Here is a 26,427-nt window from a genome sequence, read left to right on the forward strand (position 1 = left end):
ATTTGAGTTGATAAACGATTAACCAGGCGGTAATGGCGATGAACGGAACGATCACAACGTGGTTTAAAGATAAAGGCTTTGGATTTATCAAAGATGAGAACGGCGATAACCGCTATTTTCATGTGATCAAGGTTGCTAATCCTGAGCTGATTAAGAAAGATGCGGCGGTCACTTTTGAACCGACGACCAACAACAAAGGCTTGTCCGCTTATGCGGTGAAAGTCGTGCCGGAAAGCAAGTATATCTATATCGCGGGCGAGCGCCTGAAGCTGACATCGATTAAATCTTTCCTGGTGTACAGCGAAGAAGTGCCTGCGGATGCCGGTATCGATAAAGAAAATGCCGTGCTGTCAGTGGGTGCTCTGCTGAGCAATATCCGTCCGAAATCCGCGACCAAACCGGGCGAAATGCGCTCGATGAAGAAACTGGCGATCACCACCTTCCAGGGGGCGACGCTGATCTTCACAGAAGACGAGATCGACATCGAGGCGACGGTTAAACTCCTCAAGTGATCTTGTGCCGAAATTCTGCGCCATCCTCAGCAGAATTTCGGCCTCTCGGCTGCCTCAGTGCGCCGTGATATACGGCTCCTTCACGAAATCCGCCAGCAACCAGACCATATCATGCAGCAGTCCCGTCAACTCTTTCGCTACAACTGGCGGGAGCGTTTCTCCCTGCACGGCTTGCGCCAGCGCCTGAGCATAGTCCACCAGCGTGGCGGTTTCCTGCCACAGATCCGGCACGTTTGAGCTGATTTTTTCGCCTTTTATCAGCTGCTCAATCAGGTACGGCGGAAGGTCTTTATCACAGAGCGCGCGCAACTGGTTGAGCGTTTGCAACAGGCGTTCACACAGGGCCGCGCGCGTTTTGCTGTCGTCGGTCTCGACCAGTACGCAGACAAAGGTCGCGCAGAGATCGGCCACCTGGAATAAATCCGCCTTTTGGGGGAGTGGGGCGTTAAGGAGTTGCTGAATAACGCTTTCTTCAGATTGCGCGTAAGACAGGGTAGGGATAGTAGCCATTTGGCATCCTCTTTATGCGATAAATGAATTAACCACCCTGTGAGTTCCTACGCTCAGGGGGGGTAGCGCTGACGGAGGTAGGAATACCGTGCACAAAGAAAACGGCCAGCTTTTCGGCTGCTCCGCCAGCGCCACCGTGATAGTAACGGGATATGCGCTGTCGCGACAAAAGTAATCGCTTTATGCCAACGGGTTCCTACGCCCGGTTGCGGATGTGCCGCAACGGACGCACTTTACGACTGAGAAATGGCAAATAAAAGTCTTAACCCTGAGTTTCACGAGGTTACTTTTCGTTTTGCGAGGCGCTTTCCAGAAAAGGCCCGCCGGGTGGCGGCTGCGCCTTACCCGGCCTACAAAAGCGATACCCATGCTGCAAAAAACTACCCCATCCGGTGTTCGCCGTGTTGCATCGCTTCCCGGTCAAACACCCGCTGAATCTGTCCGTGCGCCATAAACGCCGCGCGATCCGACATATGGGCTATCACGTCCGCGTCGTGGCTCACCAGCAGATAGGTCATCCCGTGCTGCTGTTTCAGGCGGTTGAGCAGGTTGAGGATCTCCGCCTGCACCGACATATCCAGCGCCGAGGTCGGCTCGTCGAGCAACAACAGCTGCGGGCGCAGCAGCAACGCGCGGGCAATCGCCACGCGCTGACGCTGGCCGCCGGAGAGCTGATGCGGATAGCGCTGGCCGGCGTCTGCCGACAATCCCACCTGCTGCAACGCATCGGCCACTTTCTGCGTGATCTGCGTTTCGCCGTGGATTTTAAGCGGCTCCGTGAGCGTGCGTGAGATGGTATGGTTCGGATGCAGGGACGCCCATGGATCCTGAAACACCATCTGCACGTTGCGCCGCAGCGCACCGGTGAATCGCTCCCCGGAGGAAAGATTTTCTCCCAGCAGCGTCACCTCGCCGCGCCACTGGCGCTGCAGCCCGGCCAGCACGCGCAGAATGGTCGATTTCCCGCAGCCGGATTCACCGATCAGGCTGAACGTTTCCCCTTTTTCGATGGCAAAGCTGGCCGCTGACACCGCCGTTTTTTCGCCAAATGCCACCTGTAGCTGACGAACTTCAACGAGGGCCATTGTGTAACTCCTTGCGATCCAGCGTCGGTAACATCTGCCCGTAAGTGCTGGCATTCGGGCGACAGGTCCAGAGCGTGCGGGTGTAGGGATGGGTGGCCTGCGGCAGATCGCGCGCGGCCATTTCATCGACTTTTTCGCCCTGATACATCACCAGCAAGCGGTCGCAATGCTCCGCCACCAGGGGCAAATCGTGGCTAATCAGTAACATCGCCATCTGACGCTCTTCGCACTGCTGCACCAGCAGTTCGAGGATTTGGTTGCGCAGACGGGCGTCGAGAGCCGACGTGGGTTCATCGGCAATCAGCACCTGCGGATTGTTAATCAGCGCAATGGCGATCATCACCCGCTGGCCCATCCCGCCGGAGAGTTCGCCGGGATAGCGCGTCAGCACGCTCTGCTCCAGCCCGACAGCGTGGATGATGTCGCGGATGCGCTCAGCGCGCTCCTTACGAGGAAGGGATTGATGCAGGGTGAGCGACTCCTCGAGCTGCGCGGAAACGCTTTTGACCGGATTGAGCGCATAGCGCGGATCCTGAAGCACCATCGCAATGCCGTTGCCGCGAAGCTGTTGCCAGCCGCGGTTGTTCATCGTCAGCAGATCGTTGCCCAGCACATTAAGCTGGCGGGCGCTCACCGCGCCGGGCTTGCGTACCAGGCCCATCAGAGCACGGGCGGACATGGATTTACCGGAGCCGGATTCGCCCACCAGCGCCAGCCGTTCGTTGCCGAGCGTAAAGCTTAGGTTGTTCACCACGCGCGCGGCGGGGTAGTCGATATTCAGCGCATCGACGACGACGCGAGGTTTAGTCATGCTGTGGCTCCAGAATGTCGCGCAGGCCGTCGCCCAGCAGGTTAAAGGCCAGGCTGGCGAACAGAATCGCCCCGCCGGGAATGGCGGCAATCCACCACTGATCGAAAATCACCTGCATGCCGTCGGCGATCATCGCGCCCCATTCGGCCATCGGCGGACGCGCCCCGAGACCGAGGAACCCCAGCCCGGCGGCGGCCAGAATAATCCCCGCCAGATCCAGCGCCAGGCGCACAATGGCTGACGGCAGACAGAGCGGCAGAATATGTCCGAGCAACAGCCGCTTGCCGCGAATGCCCATCATCTCGGCGGCAGCGAGATAATCGCTGTGGCGCAGACGCTGAATTTCACTCCGGGCCTGACGTGCATAGGCCGGCCAGGTGGTGAGCGCCAGGGCCAGCGCGCCGTTCACCAGTCCCGGACCGAGCATGGCGACAAAGGCAAAGGCGAGGATCAGGCGTGGCATCGACATCACCACGTCGGTAAAACGCATCAACACGCGCTCCAGCCAGCCGCCGTAATACCCGGATAAAATCCCGATCGCAAGCCCGGCGGGCAGCGTAATGACGGTGACTAATGCCACCAGCCCAAGGGCGGGGCGGCTGCCGTAGATCAGACGCGAGAGCAAGTCGCGCCCATAGCTGTCGGTGCCCAGCCAGTGTTCGGCGTTCGGGGCCTGCAAACGTGCCGCGGCGTTCTGCCAGTTCGGATCGAGCGGGGCGAGCCACGGGGCAAACAGGGCAATCAGCAGCAACAGGCTGATGGCGATAAGTCCGCAGAACGCAGCGGGCGAGCGGCGCAGTCGGCGCAGGAAAAGATAGAAAGGCATCAGCGCACCCTGGGGTCGGTGGCCCGCACAAGCAGGTCGGTCAGATTATTAATCAGCACAAAACAGACGCCAATCACCAGCGTGCCGCCCATAATGGCGGTGGTATCGCCCGCAAAAAGCGCGGTAGTGAGATAGCGGCCAATGCCCGGCCAGGAGAAGACGGTTTCGGTCAGTACCGCCCCTTCGAGCATGCTGGTGTAGGCCAGGGCTATCACCGTCAGTAGCGTGCTGCGAATGTTCGGCAGCACGTGGCGCAGCAGAATCGTCATCTCTCCGGCACCCTTGGCGCGGGCGAGCAGGATGTACTCTTTGTTCATTTCGCTCAGGCACGCCGAACGCGTCAGGCGGGTGATGCTCGCCAGCGAATAGTAGGCCAGCAGCAGCACCGGCAGCACCAGATGGCTGACGGCGTTTTTAAACGCCTCCCGGTCGCCGGAAAGCCAGGTGTCGATCAGCGCTAAACCGGTGCGCGGTTCAACGGTGTATTGCCAGATATCATCCAGCCGCCCAGGCCCGGCGCTCCACTGCAGCTTCGCGTAGAACAGCGCCAGCATTAACAGTCCGAGCCAGAAAATGGGCACCGAGTTACCGAGCAGGGTGAGAGTGCGGATGATCAGATCCAGCGGCGAACCGGCAAAGCGTGCGCAGAGTACGCCCGCGATCACCCCGAGTACGGAGCCGATAATCAGCGCCAGCGTGGCGAGTTCCAGTGTGGCCGGAAAGGCGTGCAGCAGATCCTGCAATACGGGCTGCCCGGTGGCGCTGGCGGTACCGAGATCGCCGTGGAACAGATTCAGCAGGTAGTGCCAGAACTGGACGGCGACAGGCTGATCCAGCCCGAGCTGGTGGCGGACCTGATCGTAGGTCGACTGGCTGGCGTGATCGCCGACGATCTGCAGGACGCGATCGACAGGGGAAAAAGCAGAGAGCGCAAAGGTGACGAGCAGGAGCCCGAACAGGGTGAGCAGCAGGGTGAAAAGCCCCTGTAAAACACGCATCACGTGGGTGGATAGATGTGGCATGGGGAGAGCGTTATTCCTGAGCTGGCCTTCAATGCCGGGTGGCGGCTACGCCTTACCCGGCCTACAAAACCGTGAACGTAGGCCGGGTAAGCGCAGCGCCACCCAGCAGTCAGGGTGAATTATTTCGTCACTTTATCGTACCAGACCATATCGGCGTTCAGCCCCTGCTGGTACCCCTTCACGTTATCGCGCACCACGATCTGGGTTTTGCCCTGGTCGACGAATACGTAAGGCGAATTGTGCTGCAACGCCTGCTGCATTTTGGTGTACAGATCCAGGCGTTTGGCCGGGTCTGGCTCGGCCACGGCGGCCAGCGTCGCTTTATTCAGCTCCGGGATTTTCCAGCCGTTAAGACCCGCCACCGTGCTGGATTTACCGTCGTTCCACGCAAAGGCGCTGGCGTTAGAGTGCGCGTCAAAGTAGTCCGGGATCCACAGGCGAATCGCCGCCTGATGCTGTTTGGCACGCACGCGAGCGTACACCTGGCTGCCCGCGGCTGGCAGCAGATCGACTTTCACGCCGCCCTGGGCGAAGCTTGCCTGCATCGACTGAGCGATGGTAATAAACGGCGGTTTGTTCTCCACGTCCAGCGTAAAGTGCGCGTCTTTAATGCCCGCTTTGGTGAGGATCTCTTTCGCTTTGGCCGGATCAAATTTAAACGGATTCTCTTCCAGCGCGCCCGGCAGACCGACCGGCAGGAAGCTCTGATGGACGAAATACTGGCCCTTCAGCAGATCTTTGGTAATGCCCTCGTAATCCACCAGCCAGCGCGATGCTTCCCAGAACGCCGGATTGTTCAGAAGCGGGTTGGCGCTGTTTCCGGCGTTAAACACCAGGTAGTTCTGTTCAGCCGAAGGAATGCTCAGCACTTTCACGCCCGCTTTACCTTCGAGGGCGCTGATTTGGTCCGCGCCCAGATCGCGGGCCACGTCGGCATCACCCTGCTGGATCAGCAGGCGACGAGAGGCCGGGTCCGGGACGTTTTTAATGATGATGCTTTTAAGCTTCGGCGCGCCGCCAGGGGCGCTGTCGTTGGCTTCCAGCACAATCGCCTGATGCGGCTGATAGACGCGCATTTTGTACGCGCCGCTGCCCGCCGAGTGCATTTTCAGCCAGGCGTTGCCGAAGTCGTTGTCTTTCACGTTCGCTGAAACCAGCTTTTCATCGACGATGGAGGCAATCGGCGTGGAGAGAATATTCAGCGCCACCGCCGGGCTGACGTCAGCGGTCCAGCGCAGTTCCAGCGTGTGGTCATCCACTTTTTTCAGCTGGCTGGCGATATTGCCCGGCTCCCAGCCCAGCACGTTGAGAATAAAGGCCGGGGATTTGTTGAGGGTGATGGCGCGGGTATAAGAGAAAATCACATCTTCCGGGCGCAGCGGATTGCCGGAGGCAAATTTGGCGTCAGGCTTGAGTTTGATAGTCAGGGTTTTGGCTGCTGCGTTGGCTTCCCAGCTTTCGGCCAGAATCGGAGAGATTTTGGCCGGGTTATCGCGGTCCGGCTGCACCAGGCGCTGGTACAGGCTCGGCACGGTCTGGATGCTGGAAAGCTCGTTGGCTTCGGCGGGATCGAGGCTCACGATATCATCCAGACCTTGAGCGACAACCAGCGTATTCGGCGGAGTAGTGGCGTTGGCGGCGGCGGACAGCACGGCCAATACCAGTAACGGCAGCAGTTTTTTCGTCATAGCGATCCCTGAAAATGAAATATGTTGTGATTGTTTTTGGCATCGCTACGTTAGGCCGGGCGGGAAAATCCTCAAAGTCTAAATTCTGCTTTGCTTATGCCCTCAGGATATAACGCATGCAGATTGGCTATTAAGCGGCGGCGCAAACAACCGCTTTTCGCCTGCAATCTTTCCGATAGCGCGCTAGATCTTGCCGCTGAACAGCACCGGCCCGGTCGGTTGTCCGGTTGGCGATCCACCTTTCGGTTCGAGGCTTATCGCAATCACGGCGTCGGCGGCGAGGGTCAGTTTGTTGAGCCTTACCTGAGTCGGCGCCTGGCTGTTGACCAGGCCCAGCGACACCGGCGTTTTCCCGACGGGGATCAGCCACAGCTGCAGGCTGTTGTTAGTGGTCAGCGCGGCAGGGCGCAGCGGGGAGATGCTCAGCTGCTGGCGCTGGCTGTCTGCACTCACCAGCCATTGTCCCTGCTGCTGTGCGTCGTTCAGCACCACCAGCGGAGAAAGTTCAGGTTCACGCGTGGCATACCAGGTCGTCAGCGTGATGGCCGCCAACCCTGCCGCCACCATCCAGCCGAGATAAGGCCGCGTGCGGCGCGCCGGGGTTTGCGCCGGGAGGTCGAGCAGGATTTTCTTCCACACTTTTTCGGGCGGCAGAATCGGGGCCAGATGGCTGTCGAGAGTACTGAACGTAGTTTCCCAGCGCGCAACCCGTTCGGCCAGAGAGCGGTCATGCACAAGCCTCTTCTGGAAACGGAGTCGCGCATTGCCCCGCAGCGTACCGAGGGCGTACTCTGCTGCCAGCGCATCATCGCGTTTTTCGTTATCGTTCATAGGCCTATACATTCCCGGAGATGTTCCATCGCGCGGCGGATCCAGCTTTTGACCGAGCCAACCGGCTGTTTGAGCCAGTCGGCGATATCGCTATGGGACATTCCCTGATAATACGCGAGCGTAATGCTCTGGCGCTGATCGTGGCTGAGATGGCCGAGGCAGTGGCGCAACCGCTCCGCCTGGTCTTCATCATGCCAGTTATTGCGATCGTCGCCGTCGGCAACCTGGAGTAAGTCGGTGTACTCCTCTTCACGGCTGGCCGCGCGGGCTTGCCCACCCCGGAGCCAGTCAATGCACCGGTTACGGACGATATGGGTCAGCCAGGTCATGGGGGAGCTGAGGGCAGGATCATAAGCGTCGGCCTTGCTCCAGACGGTAATGAAGCAGTCGTGCAGCACCTCTTCCGCCCAGGCGTGCTGGCGCAACATGCGCAGGGCAACGGCAAAAAGATGCGGTGACGTCAGTCGGTAGAGCTGCTCAAATGCGCGGCGATCGCCCGTGGCGACCGCCTGCATTAATCTAAGGTGCTGTTCTGCCAGCGCATTATCCATCTGTTTTCCGGATGCTTATTTTCCCATCCGAAGTATAGACAATTACTTAGGCATCAGAACGGTGTCGATCACGTCAATCACGCCGTTTTTCTGGTGGACGTCGTAGGTGCTGATGTTCGCCACGTTGCCTTTGCCGTCTTTAAGCTGAATGTTGTGCGGGCCATTGCTCATGATCCACAGGGGCTGGCCGTTGACGGTTTTGAGTTCCGCGTGGCCGCCGCCCTGTTTAATTTTCGCTTCCAGGGCTTTCATATCGTAATTCCCGGCCACCACGTGATAGGTCAGGATGCTGGTGAGCGTCGCTTTGTTCTCCGGTTTCACCAGGTTATCGACCGTTCCGGCAGGCAGTTTGGCGAACGCCGCATCGGTCGGGGCAAAGACGGTGAAAGGCCCTTTGCTCTGCAACGTATCCACCAGACCGGCAGCTTTAACGGCGGCGACCAGGGTGGTGTGATCTTTTGAGTTCATGGCATTTTCGACGATATTTTTTTGCGGGAACATCGCCGCTCCGCCGACCATGACCGAACCGGAATCCATGGCGGCAAATGAGCCTGCGGTGAAGAGTAAGGCGCTGGATACAAATGCAATCTTAATGAACTTTTTCATCATACATCCTCGTAGTAGGGAGCTCAGGATTTGCTCACGTACTGATATACGAGGGAGGGGGCGGAACTGGATGCAGGAAAAATAAAATTTTTTTTGCGCGCGCATCCGGCGCGCTGTTTTTGACCCGTGGGGGAGACATCCCTGTCTGCTGTCATCACTCCTTTATTATTAGCGGACCGACACGCCTTCCAGCTTGCCGGACGACGTCATGTCAAACTCGGCGGTGTAACCGTTTTTACGCCAGCGGGTGCGCTCGCCGTTGGTGGAGTGCCATCCTGCATCTTCCATATAATCAACGGCTTCACCCTGGTATTTGCCCGCGATGTTGGAATCGATTTCACGCGCTATGTTACCCGTAGACTCATCGTCCCGATGGTGATGCCGGGTATGCCCGACGTGGCACGTTCCGTTAGCTTCATCAACCTGTGTACAGCCCGATTGTTCCAGCTGTGCGCGATAGGCTTCGCTGATAGCAAACACAGGCTGAGAAAATATGCCGCCAATCACGGCGAGTAAGATCCAATAGTTTGTTTTCATGATCATCTGCTCTGTTAACGATACCAGCAGCGTGAGCCGTTATCGGCCTGGCTGGCGTCTGCTAAGGTTTCACAATCCGGCAGGGAAACGCCGTCGCGGGTGATCAGGTGATCTTTATTGTGGTGATGATGTTCATTGCTCGGCGGGGCAATAATACAGCCGGATAACATCAGCGTTGCGCCAGCAATAGTGAGTGCCATAAGAACTTTATTCATTCCGGTATTCCTGTCTTGGGGTTATGCATTTCATTAGCCGCATTATTATTCCGTTTTAATTCGTCGGGTTCCTTACTCAAGCGGCATTTTTAACGGGGGTTATCTGTCCGTGAAAGCATCATAGGGAGTTATGAAACTAAAATAAAGAGGTCTGACCTGGTGTTATCTGTTGTTTTATTTGCATGAATTTAAAGGATAAAAACTTGCGCTATCCGCGTTGTTATCCAGTTGTTGTTTTTTATCGATGGTTTTGACTTTGTCTACATTAATAATCGTGGGTGCTTTTTGGATAATTCAAAGTAATCGATTACAGATAATTAACGAAAATAAACGAAATAAATCATTAAAGAGCGAGAAAATAAAAGAGAGCGTTTTTTTAAGATTAATCCGCAGAGAAGCTTAATGGTATGACGATTTATTCGCAGAGCAGGGTTATTACGCTGTTGTTTTTTTGACACCAGTGAAGAATAAAAGCGTGATTTTGCGAAAAACCGGCCAGAGGACGGGTTAGAGAGAGGGTCAGCGTGCTGTCTGATATCGCCGTTACCCAGGCGCTGTCAAAGCCCATAAAGGCGTTCACGCGCGGGAAAAGGGCTTTGAACAGGCTCTCTTTGGCGCTGAAAGCCAGCGTCAGGGCGAGGGCAAACGGATATCCCGTGCTGAGCAGCACAGATTTTTCCTCTGCACAGATAATCCCGTCCTGAATCTCAACGGCTTCCTGCTCATCGATAAGCTGCTCGCCGTCGATGCCCACCAGCGCGTTATCGCCACGCACCGCCAGGGCGAATGCCTGGGTGCCGCTGTGAGAAATACTGCCCGCGACTCCTGCGGGCCACAGGGGTTCGCCGTTGGGGCCAATTCCCGGCACTGTCGCGATCGCCAAATCCTTAAGCGCATGAGCGGCGGCGATGCGTCCGGCCAGATGGTCGGCTTTACGTTTAGTGGCGGCATGGCTCAGGGCGGCGTAATGGGGTAGCCAGAGGAGATCGGCGTGGTCAAAAGTAGTGGGATCGAAATCAATGCGGTGAAGCGAGACGCCGCCGAGTGTCAGCAGGCTGTGAGTGGTTTGCATCGGTCCCCCTGATTGAACAAAGCCCCCTTCGGTGGAAGGGGGCTTACAGTCTATCAGAAGTGGGTGTTCACGCTCATGTACCAGGTACGTCCCGGTTCGTTGTAGGTGTAAGCACCTGCACCGTACATGTACGCGCCGGTGGTGGCGTTCCCGGTGGTCTGGGCATTACCCGCGCGCCACTGGCGTTTGTCGAAGACGTTGTCCACGCCGCTGGTCAGGCTGACGTACTTGGTCACGTCCCAGGTCGCGCTCAGGCCGACGATGCTGTACGGGCTGACTTCGTCTTTCTCAGACCCGGTCACCGGCTGACCTTTGTAGTTGTATTTCTTCGGCTGCTGCTTGCCGTACCAGGTGAAGGTCGACTGCACAGAAACATCCTGCTGTACCTGCCAGCTCAGGGTTGAGTTCAGCGTGTACTCCGGGATGATCGACAGACGGTCGCCGGTCTCTTTGTTCTTACTTTGCAGCATGTAGGTGATGTTGTTGGTCCAGTTGACCGCATCCGTCACCGGCACGTTCAGTGTCCCTTCCAGCCCCTCGACAACCGCTTTTGGCACGTTTTCCCACTGATAAATATCGGTGCGGACTTTGCCGGAAGAGGTCTGGCCGATTGGCGCATAGCCCGCTTCGATTTTGTCGCGGTAGTCGTTACGGAACCATGTGGCACCCGCCATCCAGCCGTCGCGTTTCCACTCAAGGCCAATCTCTTTGTTGATGCTGGTTTCGGCTTTCAGGTCGTCGTTACCCATCATGTAACAGCCGACGCCGTCACCGCTGGCGTAACAACCCTGGCCTTTGCTGTAGAGCAGATAGTTCGGGTTGGTCTGGTACAGGCTCGGCGCTTTGTACGCCCGGGCGATACCCATTTTCAGCGTGAAGTCATCACCCAGACCCTGGGACAGGTTCAGGGACGGGCTCCAGTTGTTGCCGACGATAGTGTGATGATCGAAGCGCAGCGCCGGGGTCAGCATGGTGCTGTCGGTCAGCTCCATGTTGTTTTCAGCGAACAGGGAGAAGATCTCTGCCTGAGAGTACGGGCTACGATCGTCGCTCATGCCTGGGATCGCGCCGCCCTGTTGGGTCTGGGAATTCGAGGCGTAATCCTTCATCCGCTGCTGGTTCCACTCGGTGCCCAGCGTCAGGTTCTGATTGACGAGGAAGTCGAACGGCAGGCTGACTTCGCTGTGCAGCGTGACGTCGGACAGATCCGTATCGGTAAACTTGTCGCTGTTGAACAGCCCTTCCAGACCGCCCGCCAGCCCTTCGCCGAGACGCGAGTTGCGAGTGTGCTCGTACTGCGCCCAGTTGCTGGTGGTCACGCCGTTATCCCAGCCGCCGTTCCAGGTCACCGCCCAGTTCTGGCGGTAGATACGGTTGGTCTCTTTGCCGTAATTCTTCTTCACCAGCCCGTTGGAGCTGTCGTCGTTGTTGGTGTTCTGCGTATCGCCCGCGTAGAGGTTGTTCTGGCGGCTGTAGCCCGCTTCAAACTCCAGGGACTGCATCGGGGCAAAGTCCCAGCGCACGACGCCGTTGATGTCTTTGTTTTCCACCCCCTCACGACCCGCAGGCAGGGTGCTGGAATACATCCCGGTACGCTCAGACTGATGACCCTGGTTGATGTCCCATGCGTCGGCCTGGGTTTTGTCCAGATTACCGAACATGCGGAAGCTGAAATCGCCGCCCAGCGGGCCGCTCAGGCTGAAGTTGGTGCGCTTGGTGGAGCCTTCGTCTTTATGCTCCGGCGCGTTCAGATAGGTGTTCCACGAACCATGCCACTGGTTGTCGAATTTTTTGGTGATGATGTTCACCACGCCGCCCGCCGCGCCGTTACCGTAGCGTGCCGCCGCCGGGCCACGAATGACTTCGATGCGCTCGATCATCTCTGGCGGCACCCAGCCGGTGTCGCCGCGGGTATCACGCTCGCCGCGCCAGCCCAGACGGATGGAGTTGCGGCTGGTGACCGGTTTACCGTCGATCAGAATCAGGGTGTTTTCCGGGCCCATGCCGCGAATGTCGATCTGGCGGTTGTTGCCGCGCTGGCCGCTGGTGGAGTTCCCGGTCAGGTTCACGCCCGGCATGGTACGAATGATTTCGGCCACGTCGCGAGCGGGAGGATTTTTACGGATTTCATCGGCAGTGATGGTGGAAACGCCCGGCGCCTGCAGGTTCTGCTCGGCGGCGGTGATCACCATGGTGTCTTCGTGCGCGGCGCTGCTGGTGGTTTTGTCCTCTGCCATCGCTGGCATGGCTACGCCGTAAATCCCCAGATTGACCAGCAAGGCCAGGGAGTGAATCTTCTTATTCATTGTACGTCCTGCTTTTCGTTGCCGCGTCCCCTTGGCTCCATTCCCTAACGGGAGAGGAGGCGGCATGACTTATCACCGGCACGTTGCGTAAGCAGCCCTGTCCTCGAGCGCACACAATGCGTGGCATGGTTATTTTATGAGCGCGCTTCCCACAGCGCGGGCACTACGCTATTGCAAATGCAAATAGTTATCAATAATATTATCAATAATTTTTACCGTGTATCAAAAAAGACGCGAAAAACATGAGGTTAAACGGGTGACGGCGCTAACAACGGGAAGTGAAGCCTGGTGGCAGTCCAAAACAGGTCCGGAATGGGTCCGCGAAGGCGAACAATATCGTGTCACGTTCTGGTGGCGCGATCCGGCAGGGACAGAGCGCACATCGCAAGTACAGCGGGTGTGGATCTACATCACCGGCGTGACCGACCACCATCAAAATGCCCGACCACAATCCTTAACCCGCCTTCCCGGCACCGATGTCTGGCAGTGGCAGGGGGAGTTCAGCCCCGAGTGGCGCGGCAGCTACTGTTTTATCCCCTCCGATAATCCTCAGGATTTCGACGAGATCGTCTTCACCGCCGACGCGCCGGACCGCGTGGCCCTGCGCGAGGGCTGGCGCAAACTGCTGCCGAAAGCGATTGCCGATCCGCTAAACCGCCAGAGCTGGCGCGGCGGACGCGGCCATCCGGTCTCCGCCCTTGAGATGCCGAATGCGCCGGTGCAGCCGGGCTGGAATCATCCCGATACGCCACATCTACCGCCGCATTGCATTGAGTGGCACAGCCCGCGGCTGGGGAATTCGCGCCGGGTATGGGTCTTTACCACCGGTGAGGAAAACCCGGCCGAGCGCCCGCTGGCGATCCTGCTCGACGGGCAGTTCTGGGCAGAAAGCATGCCCGTCTGGCCCGCCCTGACGGCGCTCACCAACGAGGGGCAGCTGCCGCCTGCGGTCTACGTACTCATCGATGTGATCGACACCGCCCATCGCAGCCGCGAGTTGCCCTGCAATCCCGATTTCTGGCAGGCGGTGCAGGAAGAGTTACTCCCCCAGATCCACGCCGTAACGCCTTTTAGCTCTCAGCCCGATCGCACGGTCGTCGCCGGGCAAAGCTTCGGCGGTCTGGCGTCTCTGTACGCCGGTCTCAACTGGCCGCAGCGTTTCGGCTGCGTGCTCAGTCAGTCGGGCTCCTACTGGTGGCCGCACCGCGGCGCGCAGCAGGACGGGCTGCTCATCGAACAACTCAAAGCGGGTGAAAAATCCGCCCAACACCTTCGCATCGTTCTTGAAGCGGGCCAGCGCGAGCCGCTGATTTTCCGGGCCAATCAGGCCATTTACGCCCAACTACAACACACACAGCAGTCGATTTTCTGGCGTCAGGTTGACGGCGGACATGATGCGCTTTGCTGGCGTGGCGGGCTGACGCAGGGGCTTATTACCCTCTGGCAGCCACTCATTCACTAACGCCAGGCAGGCGATTTTTTTCGACAGGAGTTAGGTATGGAATTCAGTAATCCCTTCGACAATCCGCAAGGGCTATTCGCCCTTTTGCAAAACGAAAACGGTCAGTACAGCCTGTGGCCCGCCCAGTGCGCGCAGCCTGCGGGCTGGCGACAGGTCTGCGAGCCGCAGTCCCAGGAAGCCTGCCAGCAGTGGCTTAGCGAAAACTGGCAGACGCTCATCCCGTCTCATTTTGCGGGGGAGAACGCATGAGCGCACATCTTCCTCTGGTCGCCGCCCAGCCGGGAATCTGGATGGCAGAACAGCTCTCTACCCTGCCAAACGCCTGGAGCGTGGCGCACTACGTTGAACTGAAAGGCGAAATCAACGCGCCGCTGCTGGCGAAAGCCATCGTCGAAGGCATGATGCAGGCCGACACGCTGCGCACCCGCTTTAGCGAAGACAACGGCGAGGTGTGGCAGTGGATCGACGAATCCATGACGCTCGCCGAGCCGAAGCGCGTCGATCTGCGCGACAGCGCCGATCCGCACGCCGCCGCCGTGGCGCTGATGGAGGCCGATCTTGCGCAAAACCTGCGCGTCGACAGCGGTCAGCCGCTGGCATTACAGCTCCTGATTCAGGTCGAAGACAATCGCTGGTACTGGTATCAGCGCTATCACCATTTAGTGGTCGATGGCTTTAGTTTCCCGGCCATTACCCGCCAGATCGCCGCCATTTACGCCGCATGGGCGAAAGGCGAACCGACACCCGCGTCGCCGTTTACGCCGTTTGCGGAAGTGGTAGAAGAGTATCAGCGCTATCGCGACAGCGAGGCGTATCAGCGCGACGGCGCGTTCTGGGCGGAACAGCGCAAACAGCTCCCGCCGCCGGTGTCGCTGTCACCCGCGCCGCTGCCGGGCCGCGCCGCGACTACCGATATTTTACGTCTCAAGCTGGTGGCCGATCGCCGCGCGTTTAGTCAGCTGACCGCCGCCTGCGCGCAGGTGCAACGCACGGATCTGGCCCTCGCGCTGGTGGCCCTGTGGCTGGGCCGCTTAACCGGTCGACTGGACTTCGCGGCGGGCTTTATCTTCATGCGTCGCATGGGATCGGCGGCGCTCACCGCCACCGGCCCGGTGCTGAACGTCCTGCCGATGGCGGTCAACATCAGCCCGCAGGAGACCTTGCCGGAGCTGGCCCTGCGCCTGGCGAATCAGCTGAAAAAGATGCGACGTCACCAGCGTTACGACGCCGAGCAGATTGTGCGTGACAGCGGCCGCGCAGCCGGAGACGAAGCGCTGTTTGGCCCGGTGCTGAACGTGAAGGTCTTTGATTATCAGCTGGATATCGACGGCGTCGAGGCCATTACGCATACCCTGGCGACCGGCCCGGTGAACGACCTCGAACTGGCGCTGTTCCCGGACGAGCAGGGCGGGCTGAGCATTGAAATTCTGGCGAACAAACAGCGCTACGATGAAGCGACGCTCACCCGTCACGTGGCGCGCCTGAACGCGCTGCTGGCGCAGTTTGCCGCCAATCCTGCGCTGCCGTGCGGCGAGGCGGAAACCGTCTCCGAAGCGGAGTATCACCAGCTGGCGCAGATCAACGACACCGGCGTGATGCTCGAAGCGACTACCCTGAGCGCGCTGGTGGCGGAGCAGGCGCACAAAACGCCGGACGCCCCGGCACTGGCGGATGCGCACACCGAACTGACCTATCGCCAGATGCGCGAGCAGGTAATCGCTCTGGCAAATCTTCTGCGCGAACGCGGCGTCAAACCCGGCGACAGCGTGGCGGTGGCACTGCCGCGCTCGGTGTTCCTGACCCTGGCGCTGCACGCGATTGTCGAAGCCGGAGCCGCCTGGCTGCCGCTCGATACGGGTTATCCTGACGATCGCCTGCACATGATGCTGGAAGATGCGCGTCCTTCTTTACTCATTACCACCGACGATCAGCTCCCGCGCTTTAGCGACGTGCCGGATCTTACGACCTTGTGCTACGGCGAACTGCTGCCTGCGCAGGGCAGCGAACCGCTGAATCTCAGCACGCCCGAGCAGACCGCCTACATCATCTTTACCTCCGGCTCGACCGGGCGCCCGAAAGGGGTGATGGTCGGACAAACCGCCATCGTCAACCGCCTGCTGTGGATGCAAAACCACTATCCGCTGGACGCGCGCGACGTGGTCGCACAGAAAACGCCGTGCAGTTTTGACGTCTCGGTGTGGGAGTTCTGGTGGCCGTTTATCGCCGGGGCAAAACTGGTGATGGCCGAGCCGGACGCCCATCGCGATCCGCTGGCGATGCAGCAGTTCTTCGCCCGCTACGGCGTCACCACCACCCACTTTGTCCCGTCGATGCTGGCGGCGTTTGTCGCCTCCTTAACGCCGGAAAACGCCCACTGCTGCACCAGCCTGAAACAGGTGTTTTGTAGCGGGGAAGCGCTGCCGACGGAGCTGTGCCGCGAGTGGGAAGTGCTCACTCACGCGCCGCTGCACAATTTATATGGCCCGACGGAAGCGGCGGTAGACGTGAGCTGGTATCCGGCCTTCGGCGACGCGCTGGCGGCGGTGTCCGGCAACAGCGTGCCGATTGGTTTCCCGGTGTGGAATACCGGCCTGCGCATTCTGGACGCAATGATGCGCCCGGTGCCGTTTGGCGTGGCGGGCGATCTCTATCTGACCGGCATTCAGCTGGCGCAGGGGTATCTGGGCCGACCGGATCTGACCGCCAGCCGCTTTATCGCCGATCCTTTTGCACCGGGCGAACGCATGTATCGCACCGGTGACGTCGCCCGCTGGCTGGACAACGGTGCGGTGGAGTATCTCGGGCGCAGCGACGATCAGCTGAAAATTCGCGGTCAGCGCATAGAGCTCGGCGAAATCGACCGCGCGATGCAGGGGCTGCCTGACGTGGCACAGGCGGTGGCACATGCCTGTGTCTTCAATCAGGCAGCAGCAACCGGCGGCGATGCGCGCCAGCTGGTGGGCTACGTGGTGTCGGACTCCGGTTTACCGCTGGATCGCGATGCGCTGCTCGACGCCCTGAAAGCGCAGCTTCCGCCGCATATGGTGCCGGTGGTGCTGCTGCAAATCAGCGAACTGCCGCTGAGCGCCAACGGCAAACTGGATCGCAAAGCGCTGCCGCTGCCTATACTTTCCAGCAAAGCCTCGGGCCGCGCGCCGGAGACGGAGACCGAAATCGCGGTGGCGCAGGCGTTCTCGGCGCTGCTCGGCTGCGAGGTGAACGACATCGAAGCGGATTTCTTCGCCCTCGGCGGCCACTCGCTGCTGGCGATGCGCCTCGCGGCGCAGCTTAGCCGCGCGTTCTCCCGCAAAGTCACGCCGGGGCAGATCATGGTCGCTTCGACGGTTAATCAGCTGAGCACGCTGCTGGAGTCTTCAATGAGCGACGAACAGGCGCAGCGTCTCGGCTACGAAGCGATCCTCCCCCTGCGTCAAAGCAACGGACCGACGCTGTTCTGCTTCCATCCGGCGTCCGGTTTTGCCTGGCAGTTCAGCGTGCTGGCGCGCTATCTCAGCCCGCGCTGGTCGATTACCGGGATTCAGTCTCCTCGCCCGCAAGGCCCGATGGCGCAGGGCGCGACGCTGGATGCGGTGATCGAGCATCATCTGCGCACCCTGCGCGCGCAGCAGGCGCAGGGGCCGTACTATCTGTTTGGCTATTCGCTTGGCGGGACCTTAGCGCAGGGCATCGCCGCGCGGCTGCGCGAGCAGGGTGAAGAGGTTGCGTTCCTCGGCCTGCTGGATACCTGGCCGCCGGAGACGCAAAACTGGGCGGAAAAAGAGGCCAACGGGCTGGACCCGGAAGTGCTGGCGGAGATCGAACGCGAGCGCGAAGCTTTTATGGCGGCCCAGCAGGGGCAGGCGTCAGGCGAACTGTTTACCGCCATCGAAGGGAACTACGCCGATGCGGTGCGCCTGCTGACCACGGCGCACAGCTCGCGGTTTGACGGCAAAGCGATGCTGTTCGTCGCCGAACGCACGCGAACCATGGACCCGCATCAGGCGTGGGCCCCGTGGGTGAGTGAGTTAGAGGTCTATTCTCAGGATTGTGCCCACGTGGACATTATTTCGCCGCAGGCGTTCGAGCAGATTGGGCCGGTGTTGAAGGGGATTTTGGGGTAACGTCAAAAGCGCCGGGTGGCGGCTACGCCTTACCCGGCCTACAGGTGTTTTCGTAGGCCCGGTAAGCGAAGCGCCACCGGGCAATTAGCGCCTGCCCAACGGCACCACCAGCGGCGTTCCCGCCACCGGATCGTCAATAATCATGCAGCGCATCCCGTAGATCCGCTCGATAAGCTCAGGCGTCACGATCTCCTTCGGCGCGCCTTCCGCCACAATCTTCCCGTCGCGCAGCGCGATCAGATGCGTGGCATATCGGCACGCCTGATTCAGATCGTGCAGCACCGCCGCCAGCGTATAGCCCTGGGTGCGGTTCAGATCGCTCAATAATTCCAGCAGATCAATCTGATGGCTGATATCCAGCCAGGTCGTCGGCTCGTCGAGCAGCATGATCGCTGTCTCCTGCGCCAGCACCATCGCAATCCACGCGCGCTGTCGCTGGCCGCCGGAGAGGGTATCGACGCTTTGCCTTGCCAGATCGGTGATCCCCGTGGCCTGCATCGCGCGGGCCACAGCCTCTTCGTCCTCTTTCCGCCAGCGGGTAAACAGCGGCTGATGCGGGTAACGCCCGCGCGCCACCAGCTCCTGCACGGTGATATCCCCCGGCGTGGTGGCGTTTTGCGCCAGCAGCCCAATCCGGCGCGCCACCTCTTTGCTGGCGTAACTCTGGATCTGCTCCCCGTCGAGAAACACGCTGCCGTGCTGGGGCGTCATCAGACGGCTCAGAGTGCGCAGCAGGGTCGATTTTCCGCAGCCGTTCGGGCCGATGATCGCCGTGAAATGGCCGTCGGGAATCGACACGGTCAGCTCGTCGACCACGATTTTTTTACCGTAGCCGAGGGTCAGTTTTTCGCCGCGCAAGCGGGACGTCATGGCATTCATTTCTTGCGGGACTCCTGGACTAACAAGACGATGAGGTAAATCCCGCCAAGGCTGACGGTCACCACACCCACCGGAAGTTGATAAGGCATAAAGAGCTGTTGAGCGCAGAGATCGGCGGCCAGCAAAAGCAGCGCGCCGCACAGGGCCGACTGGGTCAGGCCCCAGCGCGCGGTGCCGCTGATGCGTCGCGCGATGTGCGGCGCGACCAGGGCAATAAACGAAATCGGCCCGGCGATAGCGGTGGAGGCGGCGGTTAACACCACCGCGACCAGCATCAGCGTCAGGCGCGAACGCTCAACGCTCACGCCGAGCGCGCAGGCGCTGTCGTCGCCCATCTCCAGCAGGCGCATTCTGCGCACCAGCAGCCAGGCGCAGAGCATCATCAGAGCGATAATCGGCGTGGCGGGCAGGGTTTTGGCCCACGTCAGGCCGTTCAGTGAACCCGCATTCCACAGCCCGGCGGAAAGGGACGTCTCTAACGAGGCGTGCAGCAGAAGCCAGGTATTAAACGCCATCAGCATGGCGCGAATGCCGATGCCGATAATGATCAGGCGGAAGGTTTCGATGCCGTTGCGCCAGGCGAGCAGCCAGACGACGAGCGACGTCAAAATCCCGCCCGCCATCGCTGCAAAAGCAATCGCCGTGAGATGCTGGCCAAACAGCACCATCGCCACCAGCACGCCGCTCCACGCCCCGGTGTTGAAGCCCATCACGTCCGGGCTGCCGAGCGGGTTGCGCAGCAGTGACTGGAAAATCGCGCCGCTCACGCCGAGCGCCGCGCCGACCAGAATCGCCATCACCACGCGCGGCAAGCGCCACTCAGTCACCACCATGGTGATATTGCGCGGCGCGCTGCCGGTGAGGGCGTTAAAGACCTGGCTGAAATCGAGGGGCACCGCGCCGCTGCGCAGGCTCCAGACCGCAATCAGCAGACTGGCGGCGAGCAGCAGCAGGCAGGAGAAAACTAAGCGTCGGGACGGGGCCATCACAGGGCACCTCCGCGCTGGCGACGTACCAGGAAGATCAGCACCGGCGCGCCGATAAAGGCGCTAACCACCGAGACGCGCAGTTCACCCGGCACCAGCACGCGCCCGATGATATCGGCAAACAATAGCAGTGTTGGGGTGGCGAGCAGCGTGACCGGCAGGGACCAGCGGTGATCGGACCCGACAATCCAGCGCGCCATGTGCGGCATCATCAGGCCGATAAACGCAATCGGACCGACGACGGCGGTGGCGCTGCCGCACAGCACGGTGATCGCCAGTAAACCCATCAGCTGCGTGCGTGCGACGCGGCTGCCGAGCGCGGTGGCGGTGTCCGTTCCGAGGCTCAGGCTGTTCAGCGCCCGGCTGGAAAAGAGCGCCACGGCGGCGGCGATCAGCACCGGAATAGTGACGACTTTCAGGGTTTGCAGCGTGCGGATATCCAGCGAACCGGCCTGCCAGAAGCGCAGCTGATCCCAGACGTCCGGGTTGAGCAGGGCGATGCCGGAGGATAAGCCTTCGAGCACCGCGCCGAGCGCCACGCCCGCCAGGGTCAGACGCACGGGGCTGAGCTGTCCGCCGCCCTGGCTGCCGGTAAAGGCCACCAGCAGCGCCGCGGCCAGCGCGCCGCAGAAGGCCATCAGCAGTTGTTCCGTGGGGGAGGAAAAACCAAACAGCGCCGCGCCGAGAACAATGGCAAAACTGGCACCGGCGTTAACACCGAGAATACCGGGGTCGGCGAGGGGGTTGCGGGTCAGGGTTTGCATCAGCGCCCCGGCGAGGCCGAGCGCGGCACCGGCCAGCAGCCCGGCAAGGGTGCGCGGCAGTCGGGCGTCGAGCACAATAATGCAGTCTGCGCTCTGGCAGGTGCCGGACAGGGCATCGACGATCGTGGACGCGGGCAGCGGTTTCGCGCCGACCAGCAGGCTGAGTGCCACAGCAAGAAATAGCAGTATCAATAACACGGGCACGGCAGTGGCGCGCACCGTCAAAGGGGAAGACGACATAGCAACATCCATGATTTGATAATGATAGTAATTATCGTTATCTATCTTATTTGGCTATGTTAGCATGTGCCGCCATGGAATTGGTAGAAAGTTAGATTTGAAGGCATTGTTATGACTAAACAATCCTGGCTGCTCAACCTCAGCCTGCTCAGGACCCACCCGGCGTTTCGCGCGGTATTTATCGCCCGTTTTATCTCCATTTTATCCCTCGGCCTCTTGGGCGTTGCCGTCCCGGTACAGATCCAGGCCATGACGAACTCCAGCTGGCTGGTCGGTCTTTCCGTCACCCTGACGGGCAGCGCGATGTTTATCGGCCTGATGGTCGGCGGCGTGCTGGCGGACCGCTACGAGCGCAAAAAGCTGATCCTGCTGGCGCGCGGCACCTGCGGCGTGGGCTTCGTCGGGCTATGCCTGAACGCCATGCTGCCGGAGCCGTCGCTTGTCGCGATCTATGCGCTCGGTTTGTGGGACGGTTTCTTTGCCTCGCTGGGCGTAACGGCGCTGCTGGCGGCTACGCCTGCGCTGGTCGGGCGTGAGAATCTGATGCAGGCCGGGGCGATCACCATGCTCACCGTGCGTCTGGGGTCGGTCATTTCCCCGATGGTCGGCGGCCTGCTGCTGGCGACCGGGAACGTGGCCTGGAACTACGGCCTGGCGGCGGCGGGGACTTTTATCACCACGCTCACCCTGCTGCGTCTGCCGCTGCTGCCCCCTCCGCCGCAGCCGCGCGAGCATCCGCTGAAATCCCTGATGGCGGCGATCCGTTTTCTCTTCAGCAATCCGTTGATCGGCGGCATTGCGCTGCTGGGCGGGCTGCTGACGATGGCGAGCGCGGTGCGCGTGCTTTACCCGGCGCTGGCGCTGGAGTGGCAGATGAGCGCCTCGCAGATTGGCCTGCTGTACGCGGCGATCCCGCTCGGCGCGGCGTTTGGCGCGCTGACCAGCGGTAACCTGGCGCAGAGTGCGCGTCCGGGGCTGATTATGCTTTCGGCCACGCTGGCGTCCTTTGTCGCTATCGGCTTCTTCAGCCTGATGCCGTTCTGGGCGCTGGGCGTGGTGTGTCTGGCGCTGTTTGGCTGGCTGAGCGCCATCAGTTCTCTGCTGCAATACACCCTGATTCAGACCCAGACGCCGGAAGGGATGCTCGGGCGGATCAACGGCCTGTGGACCGCGCAGAACGTGACGGGCGATGCGATTGGCGCGGCGATTTTAGGCGGGCTGGGGGTGATCATGACCCCGGTGGCGTCGGCGAGCAGCAGCGGGTTTGTATTAGCCATCATCGGGGTGATTTTGTTGATGACGTTGGCGGAGTTGCGCCGGTTCCGTCAGGAGCCCGCCACGGTTTAAACCGGTGGACATTGCCGGGTGGCGGCTTCGCCTTACCCGGCCTACAAAACCCGTAACGACACGAAACGTAGGCCCGGTAAGGCGTAGCCGCCACCGGGCGCAGCGGTTATCCAAACACCGCACTCAGCCTCTGCAACACCAGCATCGCACTGTAATAATCCAGCCGGAATGTCTCCGTCCCGAGCGCCCAGACGCGTTTGTTTTCGACAGACGGCAGGTGCGCCAGCAGCGGATTCGCGTAAATCGCATCGACATCCTTCTGGTCGCCCGCAAACAGGAACAACCCTTGCCCGTTCAGACCCGTCGCCAGATTTTCCCCCCCGAGCTGGATGATGTCGTGGCGTTTCCCCTGGCTTTTTGACGTCGTCAGCCCGGCAGGTAAATCAGCCAGCTGGAAACCGAGCTGCTGCAGGAATTTGCCCTGCGCGGATTCGGGCGTCCACAGGTTCGCGCTGTGCGCCGCGGCGGTGTAAACGATAGCGTTGACCGGCTGCGGCGGCAGCTTCATCTGCTGTTTCACCTGCGCGAGCTGCTTATCGAATTCGGCGATGCGCGCGGTGGCCTGCTTCTCCTGCCCGGTGATGGTCCCGAGCTGGGTCAGCAATGTCTGCCAGCTTTTGTCGTCGTAATTAATGACCAGCGTCGGGGCGATAGCCGACAGCTGATCGTACAGCGCCAGCGCCGAATCACCGCCGGTGGCGCTAATCAGAATCAGATCCGGCATTTGTGCGGCCACGGCTTCGGCGCTCGGTTCGCCGATATAAAGGCGGCTCAGTTTGCGCGTTTTCGCGATATCGCCCCACTGGCGCATAAAGCCCTGCGCATCCGCCACGCGGTTGTTCGGCGTGGTTGCGCCGCTGGCAATGACCGGCGCGTCAATCGCCAGCAGGGAGCCGGTGAGGGTCACGCTGGTGGAGACAATGCGCGTCGGTTTGCTCTCAAGGGTGTGGGTACCCTGGCTGTCGCTCACCTGACGCGGCCAGTCGGCGGCGGTGGCTGAGGTTAGTCCTAAAACAAAAAGTCCTGCTAAAAGCAGGGCGTTACGACAAACAGCGGGGAGTTTCACAAAGTGGCATCCTGTTTTCGTTGAAGTTAATGCTTCTCATTTTCATGAATGCGCCGAAGGGATGCAAGCGATAGTCGCACAAGATGCGCTGTCGGCGGTTGACACCGTCGCGCTCACCGATTAGGTTAGCCATCGAAAATATAAATGATAACTATTCGTAATGCGTTTATCGTTTAAGGAGGATGATATGGATACGTCATTGGCTGAGGAAGTTCAGCACACCGCGACCACGCTGCAATCAGACAGCTTTTTCTTTATGTCGCCTTATCGCAGTTTCACCACGTCAGGCTGTTTTGCCCGCTTTTCTGAATCCGCCGTCGGCGGCGACGATCCGACTGGTGCCTTCCAGCAAAAACTGGCGCAGGCCTTCCGACAGGCCAAAGCCCAGGGGATAACGCACCCGATTATGGTCGGCGCGATCCCATTCGATACCCGCAAACCGTCGTCACTGTTTATTCCGCAAAGCTGGCAAACCTTCTCGCGCCCGGCGCGACAGAAATCCGCGCGCTACCTTCCCGGCGCCCAGGAGCTGACCGTCACGAAGCGCACCGAAATCCCATCGCAGCCGATTTTCGAAGAGATGGTGGCCCGCGCCGCCGCGCTCACCGCCACGCCGCAGGTGAATAAAGTGGTGCTCTCGCGCCTGATTGATATCGCCGCCGATCAGAAGATCGACAGCGGGGCTCTGCTTGAGCGTCTGATTGCGCAAAACCCGGCCAGCTTTAACTTCCACGTGCCGCTCGAAGACGGCGGCGTGCTGCTCGGCGCCAGCCCAGAGCTGCTGCTGCGCAAAGAGGGGGCGCATTTTAGCTCCCTGCCGCTGGCCGGTTCCGCGCGTCGTCAGCCGGACGATATGCTGGACCGCGAAGCCGGGAACAAACTGCTGGCCTCGGAAAAAGATCGTCACGAGCACGACCTGGTGACCCAGGCGATGAAAACTGTGCTCGAAACGCGCAGTCACCATCTGACCATGCCTTCCTCGCCGCAGCTGGTGACCACACCGACGCTCTGGCATCTGGCGACGCCGGTCGAAGGCGAAGCGCGCGAGAACGAAAATGCCCTGACGCTGGCCTGCCTGCTGCACCCAACGCCTGCCCTGAGCGGCTTCCCGCATCAGGCGGCGAAACAGCTGATTGCTGAACTTGAGCCGTTCGATCGCGAACTGTTCGGCGGCATCGTCGGCTGGTGCGACAGCGAAGGCAACGGCGAGTGGGTCGTCACCATCCGCTGCGCGCGCATTCATGAAAAAACGGTTCGCCTGTTCGCGGGCGCGGGCATCGTCCCGGCCTCTTCGCCGGTCGGCGAGTGGCGCGAAACCGGGGTGAAACTTTCCACCATGCTCAACGTTTTTGGCCTGCACTGAGGAATCATCATGACCCTTCCCTTTACCCGCTGGCCCGAAGATTTTGCCCGGCGCTACCGTGAAAAAGGCTACTGGCAGGATCTGCCCCTGACCGACATTTTGACCCGCCACGCCGGCCGCGACGCGACGGCGATTATCGACGGCGAGCGCCAGTTCACCTATCGCCAGTTCCATCAGGCGGTCAACAATCTGGCGTGCGCATTGCAGGCGCAGGGCGTCAAGCGCGGCGAGACGGCGCTGGTGCAGCTCGGCAATGTCGCCGAGTTTTACATCACCTTCTTCGCGCTCCTGCAAGTGGGCGTCGCGCCCGTCAATGCCCTGTTCAGCCATCAGCGCAGCGAGCTGAACGCCTACGCCACGCAGATTGAACCGGCGCTGCTGATTGCCGACAGGCAGCACGCCCTGTTTGCGGGCGATGATTTCCTCAATACCTTTGTCGACCAGCACCGCTCCGTGCGCGTGGTGCTGCTGCGCGGTGATACGGGCGAACACGCCCTGGAAGCGGCGATAGCGCGCCCGGCGGATAACTTTATCGCCAGCCCAACGCCCGCCGACGAAGTGGCGTTTTTCCAGCTCTCCGGCGGCAGCACCGGCACGCCGAAGCTAATCCCGCGCACCCACAATGACTACTACTACAGCATTCGCCGCAGCAACGAGATTTGCGCCATCAACAGCCAGACGCGCTACCTGAACGCGCTGCCTGCCGCGCATAACTACGCGATGAGTTCCCCTGGCTCGCTGGGCGTGTTCCTTGCGGGCGGCTGCGTGGTGCTGGCGAATGATCCAAGCGCGACGCTCTGTTTTCCCCTGATTGAAAAACATCAGATCAACGTCACCTCGCTGGTGCCACCGGCGGTCAGCCTGTGGTTGCAGGCGATTGCCGAAGGAGCGGGCAACGCCCAGCTCGCATCGCTGGCATTGTTGCAGGTGGGCGGGGCGCGCTTGTCTGCGACCCTTGCCGCGCGGATCCCGGCGGAGATCGGCTGCCAGCTGCAGCAGGTGTTTGGCATGGCGGAAGGGCTGGTGAACTACACCGCGCTTGACGATTCGCCGGAAAAAATCATGAACACCCAGGGCCGTCCGATGTGTCCGGACGACGAAGTGTGGGTGGCGGATGAGCACGGTAATCCGCTGCCGCGCGGCGAAGTCGGACGCCTGATGACGCGCGGTCCGTACACCTTCCGCGGCTATTTTAAAAGCCCGGAGCACAACGCCAGCGCCTTTGACGCCGACGGCTTCTACTGCTCCGGCGATCTGATCGCCATCGACGAACAGGGCTACATCACCGTTCAGGGGCGAGAGAAAGATCAGATCAACCGCGGGGGCGAGAAGATCGCCGCCGAAGAGATCGAAAACCTGCTCCTGCGCCACGAGGCGGTGATCCATGCGGCGCTCGTCAGCATGGAAGACAGCCTGCTGGGCGAGAAAAGCTGCGCGTATCTGGTGGTGAAAACCCCGCTGCGGGCGGTGGACGTGCGGCGTTTTCTGCGTGAGCAGGGCGTGGCGGATTTCAAGCTGCCGGATCGCGTGGAGAGCGTGGATGCGCTGCCGCTGACGCCGGTAGGAAAAGTGGACAAGAAACAATTGCGCCTGTGGCTGGCCGAACGCGCCCAGGGCTGAGGAGTGA

24 protein-coding genes are annotated in these 26,427 nt (G+C 60.5%); 7 read left to right on the top strand and 17 right to left on the bottom strand.

Annotation, left to right across the window (positions count from 1 at the left end):
- Window positions 1–32 precede the first annotated feature (32 nt).
- A complete protein-coding gene (locus tag U9O48_RS06360) occupies window positions 33–512 on the top strand; it encodes a cold-shock protein (protein WP_282493853.1) in 480 nt (159 codons plus the stop codon).
- Window positions 513–566: 54 nt separating this feature from the next.
- On the opposite strand, the gene U9O48_RS06365 is transcribed toward U9O48_RS06360, so the two are convergent.
- The 13 genes from U9O48_RS06365 to U9O48_RS06425 form a co-directional block, all read right to left on the bottom strand.
- Window positions 567–1,022: a hypothetical protein gene (locus U9O48_RS06365; protein ID WP_285150004.1), complete on the bottom strand. Its 456-nt coding sequence runs from the start codon at window positions 1,020–1,022 to the stop codon at window positions 567–569.
- A gap of 380 nt (window positions 1,023–1,402) precedes the next feature.
- Complete coding sequence (locus U9O48_RS06370; RefSeq protein ID WP_285146692.1) at window positions 1,403–2,107, bottom strand: ABC transporter ATP-binding protein; 705 nt, start codon at window positions 2,105–2,107, stop codon at window positions 1,403–1,405.
- Entirely contained in the window at window positions 2,094–2,918 is an 825-nt protein-coding gene (locus U9O48_RS06375; protein ID WP_324723889.1) for an ABC transporter ATP-binding protein, read from the bottom strand. The genes U9O48_RS06370 and U9O48_RS06375 overlap by 14 nt, the downstream gene beginning before the upstream one ends.
- Complete coding sequence (locus U9O48_RS06380; protein WP_324723891.1) at window positions 2,911–3,744, bottom strand: ABC transporter permease; 834 nt, start codon at window positions 3,742–3,744, stop codon at window positions 2,911–2,913. The genes U9O48_RS06375 and U9O48_RS06380 overlap by 8 nt, the downstream gene beginning before the upstream one ends.
- Complete coding sequence (locus U9O48_RS06385; protein ID WP_324723893.1) at window positions 3,744–4,766, bottom strand: ABC transporter permease; 1,023 nt, start codon at window positions 4,764–4,766, stop codon at window positions 3,744–3,746. The genes U9O48_RS06380 and U9O48_RS06385 overlap by 1 nt, the downstream gene beginning before the upstream one ends.
- A gap of 119 nt (window positions 4,767–4,885) precedes the next feature.
- Window positions 4,886–6,454, bottom strand: a complete 1,569-nt coding sequence (locus U9O48_RS06390; RefSeq protein WP_324723894.1) for an ABC transporter substrate-binding protein — start codon at window positions 6,452–6,454, stop codon at window positions 4,886–4,888.
- 183 nt (window positions 6,455–6,637) lie between these two features.
- Window positions 6,638–7,285, bottom strand: coding sequence for an anti-sigma factor (locus U9O48_RS06395; RefSeq protein ID WP_324723895.1), 648 nt, complete (start codon window positions 7,283–7,285; stop codon window positions 6,638–6,640).
- The gene (locus U9O48_RS06400; protein ID WP_282493845.1) at window positions 7,282–7,836 is read right to left on the bottom strand and encodes a sigma-70 family RNA polymerase sigma factor; all 555 of its coding nucleotides are present in this window, start codon (window positions 7,834–7,836) and stop codon (window positions 7,282–7,284) included. Before U9O48_RS06400 ends, U9O48_RS06395 begins: the two co-directional genes overlap by 4 nt.
- Before the next feature lie 42 nt (window positions 7,837–7,878).
- On the bottom strand, window positions 7,879–8,442 hold the full coding sequence (locus tag U9O48_RS06405) for a fasciclin domain-containing protein (protein ID WP_285146684.1): 564 nt from the start codon (window positions 8,440–8,442) through the stop codon (window positions 7,879–7,881).
- A 168-nt stretch (window positions 8,443–8,610) separates the two neighbouring features.
- Window positions 8,611–8,979 carry a hypothetical protein gene (locus tag U9O48_RS06410; RefSeq protein WP_285146682.1) on the bottom strand — a complete coding sequence of 123 codons (369 nt, stop codon included), beginning with the start codon at window positions 8,977–8,979 and terminating at the stop codon, window positions 8,611–8,613.
- Window positions 8,980–8,993: 14 nt separating this feature from the next.
- Window positions 8,994–9,194: a hypothetical protein gene (locus U9O48_RS06415; protein WP_285146681.1), complete on the bottom strand. Its 201-nt coding sequence runs from the start codon at window positions 9,192–9,194 to the stop codon at window positions 8,994–8,996.
- A 415-nt stretch (window positions 9,195–9,609) separates the two neighbouring features.
- On the bottom strand, window positions 9,610–10,266 hold the full coding sequence (entD, locus tag U9O48_RS06420) for an enterobactin synthase subunit EntD (protein WP_324723896.1): 657 nt from the start codon (window positions 10,264–10,266) through the stop codon (window positions 9,610–9,612).
- Between the two features lie 53 nt (window positions 10,267–10,319).
- Entirely contained in the window at window positions 10,320–12,572 is a 2,253-nt protein-coding gene (locus tag U9O48_RS06425; RefSeq protein WP_324723897.1) for a TonB-dependent siderophore receptor, read from the bottom strand.
- 217 nt (window positions 12,573–12,789) lie between these two features.
- Between U9O48_RS06425 and fes the strand changes: the two genes are divergently transcribed.
- Genes fes through entF form a run of 3 tightly spaced genes read left to right on the top strand, consistent with a single transcriptional unit; the run spans window position 12,790 to window position 18,155 of the window.
- Window positions 12,790–14,034 (top strand): enterochelin esterase, encoded by a 1,245-nt coding sequence (gene fes, locus U9O48_RS06430; RefSeq protein ID WP_324723898.1) that lies wholly within the window; start codon window positions 12,790–12,792, stop codon window positions 14,032–14,034.
- Between the two features lie 36 nt (window positions 14,035–14,070).
- Window positions 14,071–14,283, top strand: a complete 213-nt coding sequence (locus tag U9O48_RS06435; RefSeq protein WP_324723900.1) for an MbtH family protein — start codon at window positions 14,071–14,073, stop codon at window positions 14,281–14,283.
- Window positions 14,280–18,155: an enterobactin non-ribosomal peptide synthetase EntF gene (entF, locus tag U9O48_RS06440; protein WP_324723901.1), complete on the top strand. Its 3,876-nt coding sequence runs from the start codon at window positions 14,280–14,282 to the stop codon at window positions 18,153–18,155. Before U9O48_RS06435 ends, entF begins: the two co-directional genes overlap by 4 nt.
- An 84-nt stretch (window positions 18,156–18,239) precedes the next feature.
- Here entF and fepC read toward each other — a convergent pair whose 3' ends face one another.
- From fepC to fepD, 3 genes are read right to left on the bottom strand one after another with little or no spacing between them, the layout of a single operon-like run.
- Window positions 18,240–19,034, bottom strand: coding sequence for an iron-enterobactin ABC transporter ATP-binding protein (gene fepC / locus U9O48_RS06445; RefSeq protein WP_285153462.1), 795 nt, complete (start codon window positions 19,032–19,034; stop codon window positions 18,240–18,242).
- Window positions 19,031–20,020: an iron-enterobactin ABC transporter permease gene (gene fepG / locus U9O48_RS06450; RefSeq protein WP_324723902.1), complete on the bottom strand. Its 990-nt coding sequence runs from the start codon at window positions 20,018–20,020 to the stop codon at window positions 19,031–19,033. Before fepG ends, fepC begins: the two co-directional genes overlap by 4 nt.
- Window positions 20,020–21,024 carry a Fe(3+)-siderophore ABC transporter permease gene (gene fepD, locus U9O48_RS06455; protein WP_282493834.1) on the bottom strand — a complete coding sequence of 335 codons (1,005 nt, stop codon included), beginning with the start codon at window positions 21,022–21,024 and terminating at the stop codon, window positions 20,020–20,022. The genes fepG and fepD overlap by 1 nt, the downstream gene beginning before the upstream one ends.
- 111 nt (window positions 21,025–21,135) lie before the next feature.
- On the opposite strand from fepD, the gene entS reads away from it, so the two are divergent.
- The gene (gene entS / locus U9O48_RS06460) at window positions 21,136–22,371 is read left to right on the top strand and encodes an enterobactin transporter EntS (RefSeq protein ID WP_324723903.1); all 1,236 of its coding nucleotides are present in this window, start codon (window positions 21,136–21,138) and stop codon (window positions 22,369–22,371) included.
- A 106-nt stretch (window positions 22,372–22,477) separates the two neighbouring features.
- Here the strand turns inward: entS and fepB are convergent, their stop codons facing one another.
- A complete protein-coding gene (gene fepB / locus U9O48_RS06465) occupies window positions 22,478–23,437 on the bottom strand; it encodes a Fe2+-enterobactin ABC transporter substrate-binding protein (protein WP_324723904.1) in 960 nt (319 codons plus the stop codon).
- 187 nt (window positions 23,438–23,624) lie between these two features.
- Here fepB and entC point away from each other — a divergent pair, with 187 nt between their 5' ends.
- Window positions 23,625–24,800, top strand: coding sequence for an isochorismate synthase EntC (gene entC, locus U9O48_RS06470; protein WP_324723905.1), 1,176 nt, complete (start codon window positions 23,625–23,627; stop codon window positions 24,798–24,800).
- Window positions 24,801–24,809: 9 nt separating this feature from the next.
- The gene (gene entE, locus U9O48_RS06475; RefSeq protein ID WP_324723906.1) at window positions 24,810–26,420 is read left to right on the top strand and encodes a (2,3-dihydroxybenzoyl)adenylate synthase EntE; all 1,611 of its coding nucleotides are present in this window, start codon (window positions 24,810–24,812) and stop codon (window positions 26,418–26,420) included.
- The last annotated feature ends 7 nt before the right edge of the window (window positions 26,421–26,427 follow it).

This window comes from Lelliottia sp. JS-SCA-14, from assembly GCF_035593345.1.
In the GTDB taxonomy this organism is placed as follows: Bacteria; Pseudomonadota; Gammaproteobacteria; order Enterobacterales; family Enterobacteriaceae; genus Enterobacter; species Enterobacter wanjuensis.

What these genes read in the sequence shown, in the direction of transcription:
- U9O48_RS06360 (WP_282493853.1), top strand. Translation starts at nt 33, where the DNA reads ATGGCGATGAACGGAACGATCACAACGTGGTTTAAAGATAAAGGCTTT.
- U9O48_RS06365 (WP_285150004.1), bottom strand. Translation starts at nt 1,022, where the DNA reads ATGGCTACTATCCCTACCCTGTCTTACGCGCAATCTGAAGAAAGCGTT.
- U9O48_RS06370 (WP_285146692.1), bottom strand. Translation starts at nt 2,107, where the DNA reads ATGGCCCTCGTTGAAGTTCGTCAGCTACAGGTGGCATTTGGCGAAAAA.
- U9O48_RS06375 (WP_324723889.1), bottom strand. Translation starts at nt 2,918, where the DNA reads ATGACTAAACCTCGCGTCGTCGTCGATGCGCTGAATATCGACTACCCC.
- U9O48_RS06380 (WP_324723891.1), bottom strand. Translation starts at nt 3,744, where the DNA reads ATGCCTTTCTATCTTTTCCTGCGCCGACTGCGCCGCTCGCCCGCTGCG.
- U9O48_RS06385 (WP_324723893.1), bottom strand. Translation starts at nt 4,766, where the DNA reads ATGCCACATCTATCCACCCACGTGATGCGTGTTTTACAGGGGCTTTTC.
- U9O48_RS06390 (WP_324723894.1), bottom strand. Translation starts at nt 6,454, where the DNA reads ATGACGAAAAAACTGCTGCCGTTACTGGTATTGGCCGTGCTGTCCGCC.
- U9O48_RS06395 (WP_324723895.1), bottom strand. Translation starts at nt 7,285, where the DNA reads ATGAACGATAACGAAAAACGCGATGATGCGCTGGCAGCAGAGTACGCC.
- U9O48_RS06400 (WP_282493845.1), bottom strand. Translation starts at nt 7,836, where the DNA reads ATGGATAATGCGCTGGCAGAACAGCACCTTAGATTAATGCAGGCGGTC.
- U9O48_RS06405 (WP_285146684.1), bottom strand. Translation starts at nt 8,442, where the DNA reads ATGAAAAAGTTCATTAAGATTGCATTTGTATCCAGCGCCTTACTCTTC.
- U9O48_RS06410 (WP_285146682.1), bottom strand. Translation starts at nt 8,979, where the DNA reads ATGAAAACAAACTATTGGATCTTACTCGCCGTGATTGGCGGCATATTT.
- U9O48_RS06415 (WP_285146681.1), bottom strand. Translation starts at nt 9,194, where the DNA reads ATGAATAAAGTTCTTATGGCACTCACTATTGCTGGCGCAACGCTGATG.
- entD (WP_324723896.1), bottom strand. Translation starts at nt 10,266, where the DNA reads ATGCAAACCACTCACAGCCTGCTGACACTCGGCGGCGTCTCGCTTCAC.
- U9O48_RS06425 (WP_324723897.1), bottom strand. Translation starts at nt 12,572, where the DNA reads ATGAATAAGAAGATTCACTCCCTGGCCTTGCTGGTCAATCTGGGGATT.
- U9O48_RS06435 (WP_324723900.1), top strand. Translation starts at nt 14,071, where the DNA reads ATGGAATTCAGTAATCCCTTCGACAATCCGCAAGGGCTATTCGCCCTT.
- entF (WP_324723901.1), top strand. Translation starts at nt 14,280, where the DNA reads ATGAGCGCACATCTTCCTCTGGTCGCCGCCCAGCCGGGAATCTGGATG.
- fepC (WP_285153462.1), bottom strand. Translation starts at nt 19,034, where the DNA reads ATGAATGCCATGACGTCCCGCTTGCGCGGCGAAAAACTGACCCTCGGC.
- fepG (WP_324723902.1), bottom strand. Translation starts at nt 20,020, where the DNA reads ATGGCCCCGTCCCGACGCTTAGTTTTCTCCTGCCTGCTGCTGCTCGCC.
- fepD (WP_282493834.1), bottom strand. Translation starts at nt 21,024, where the DNA reads ATGTCGTCTTCCCCTTTGACGGTGCGCGCCACTGCCGTGCCCGTGTTA.
- entS (WP_324723903.1), top strand. Translation starts at nt 21,136, where the DNA reads ATGACTAAACAATCCTGGCTGCTCAACCTCAGCCTGCTCAGGACCCAC.
- entC (WP_324723905.1), top strand. Translation starts at nt 23,625, where the DNA reads ATGGATACGTCATTGGCTGAGGAAGTTCAGCACACCGCGACCACGCTG.
- entE (WP_324723906.1), top strand. Translation starts at nt 24,810, where the DNA reads ATGACCCTTCCCTTTACCCGCTGGCCCGAAGATTTTGCCCGGCGCTAC.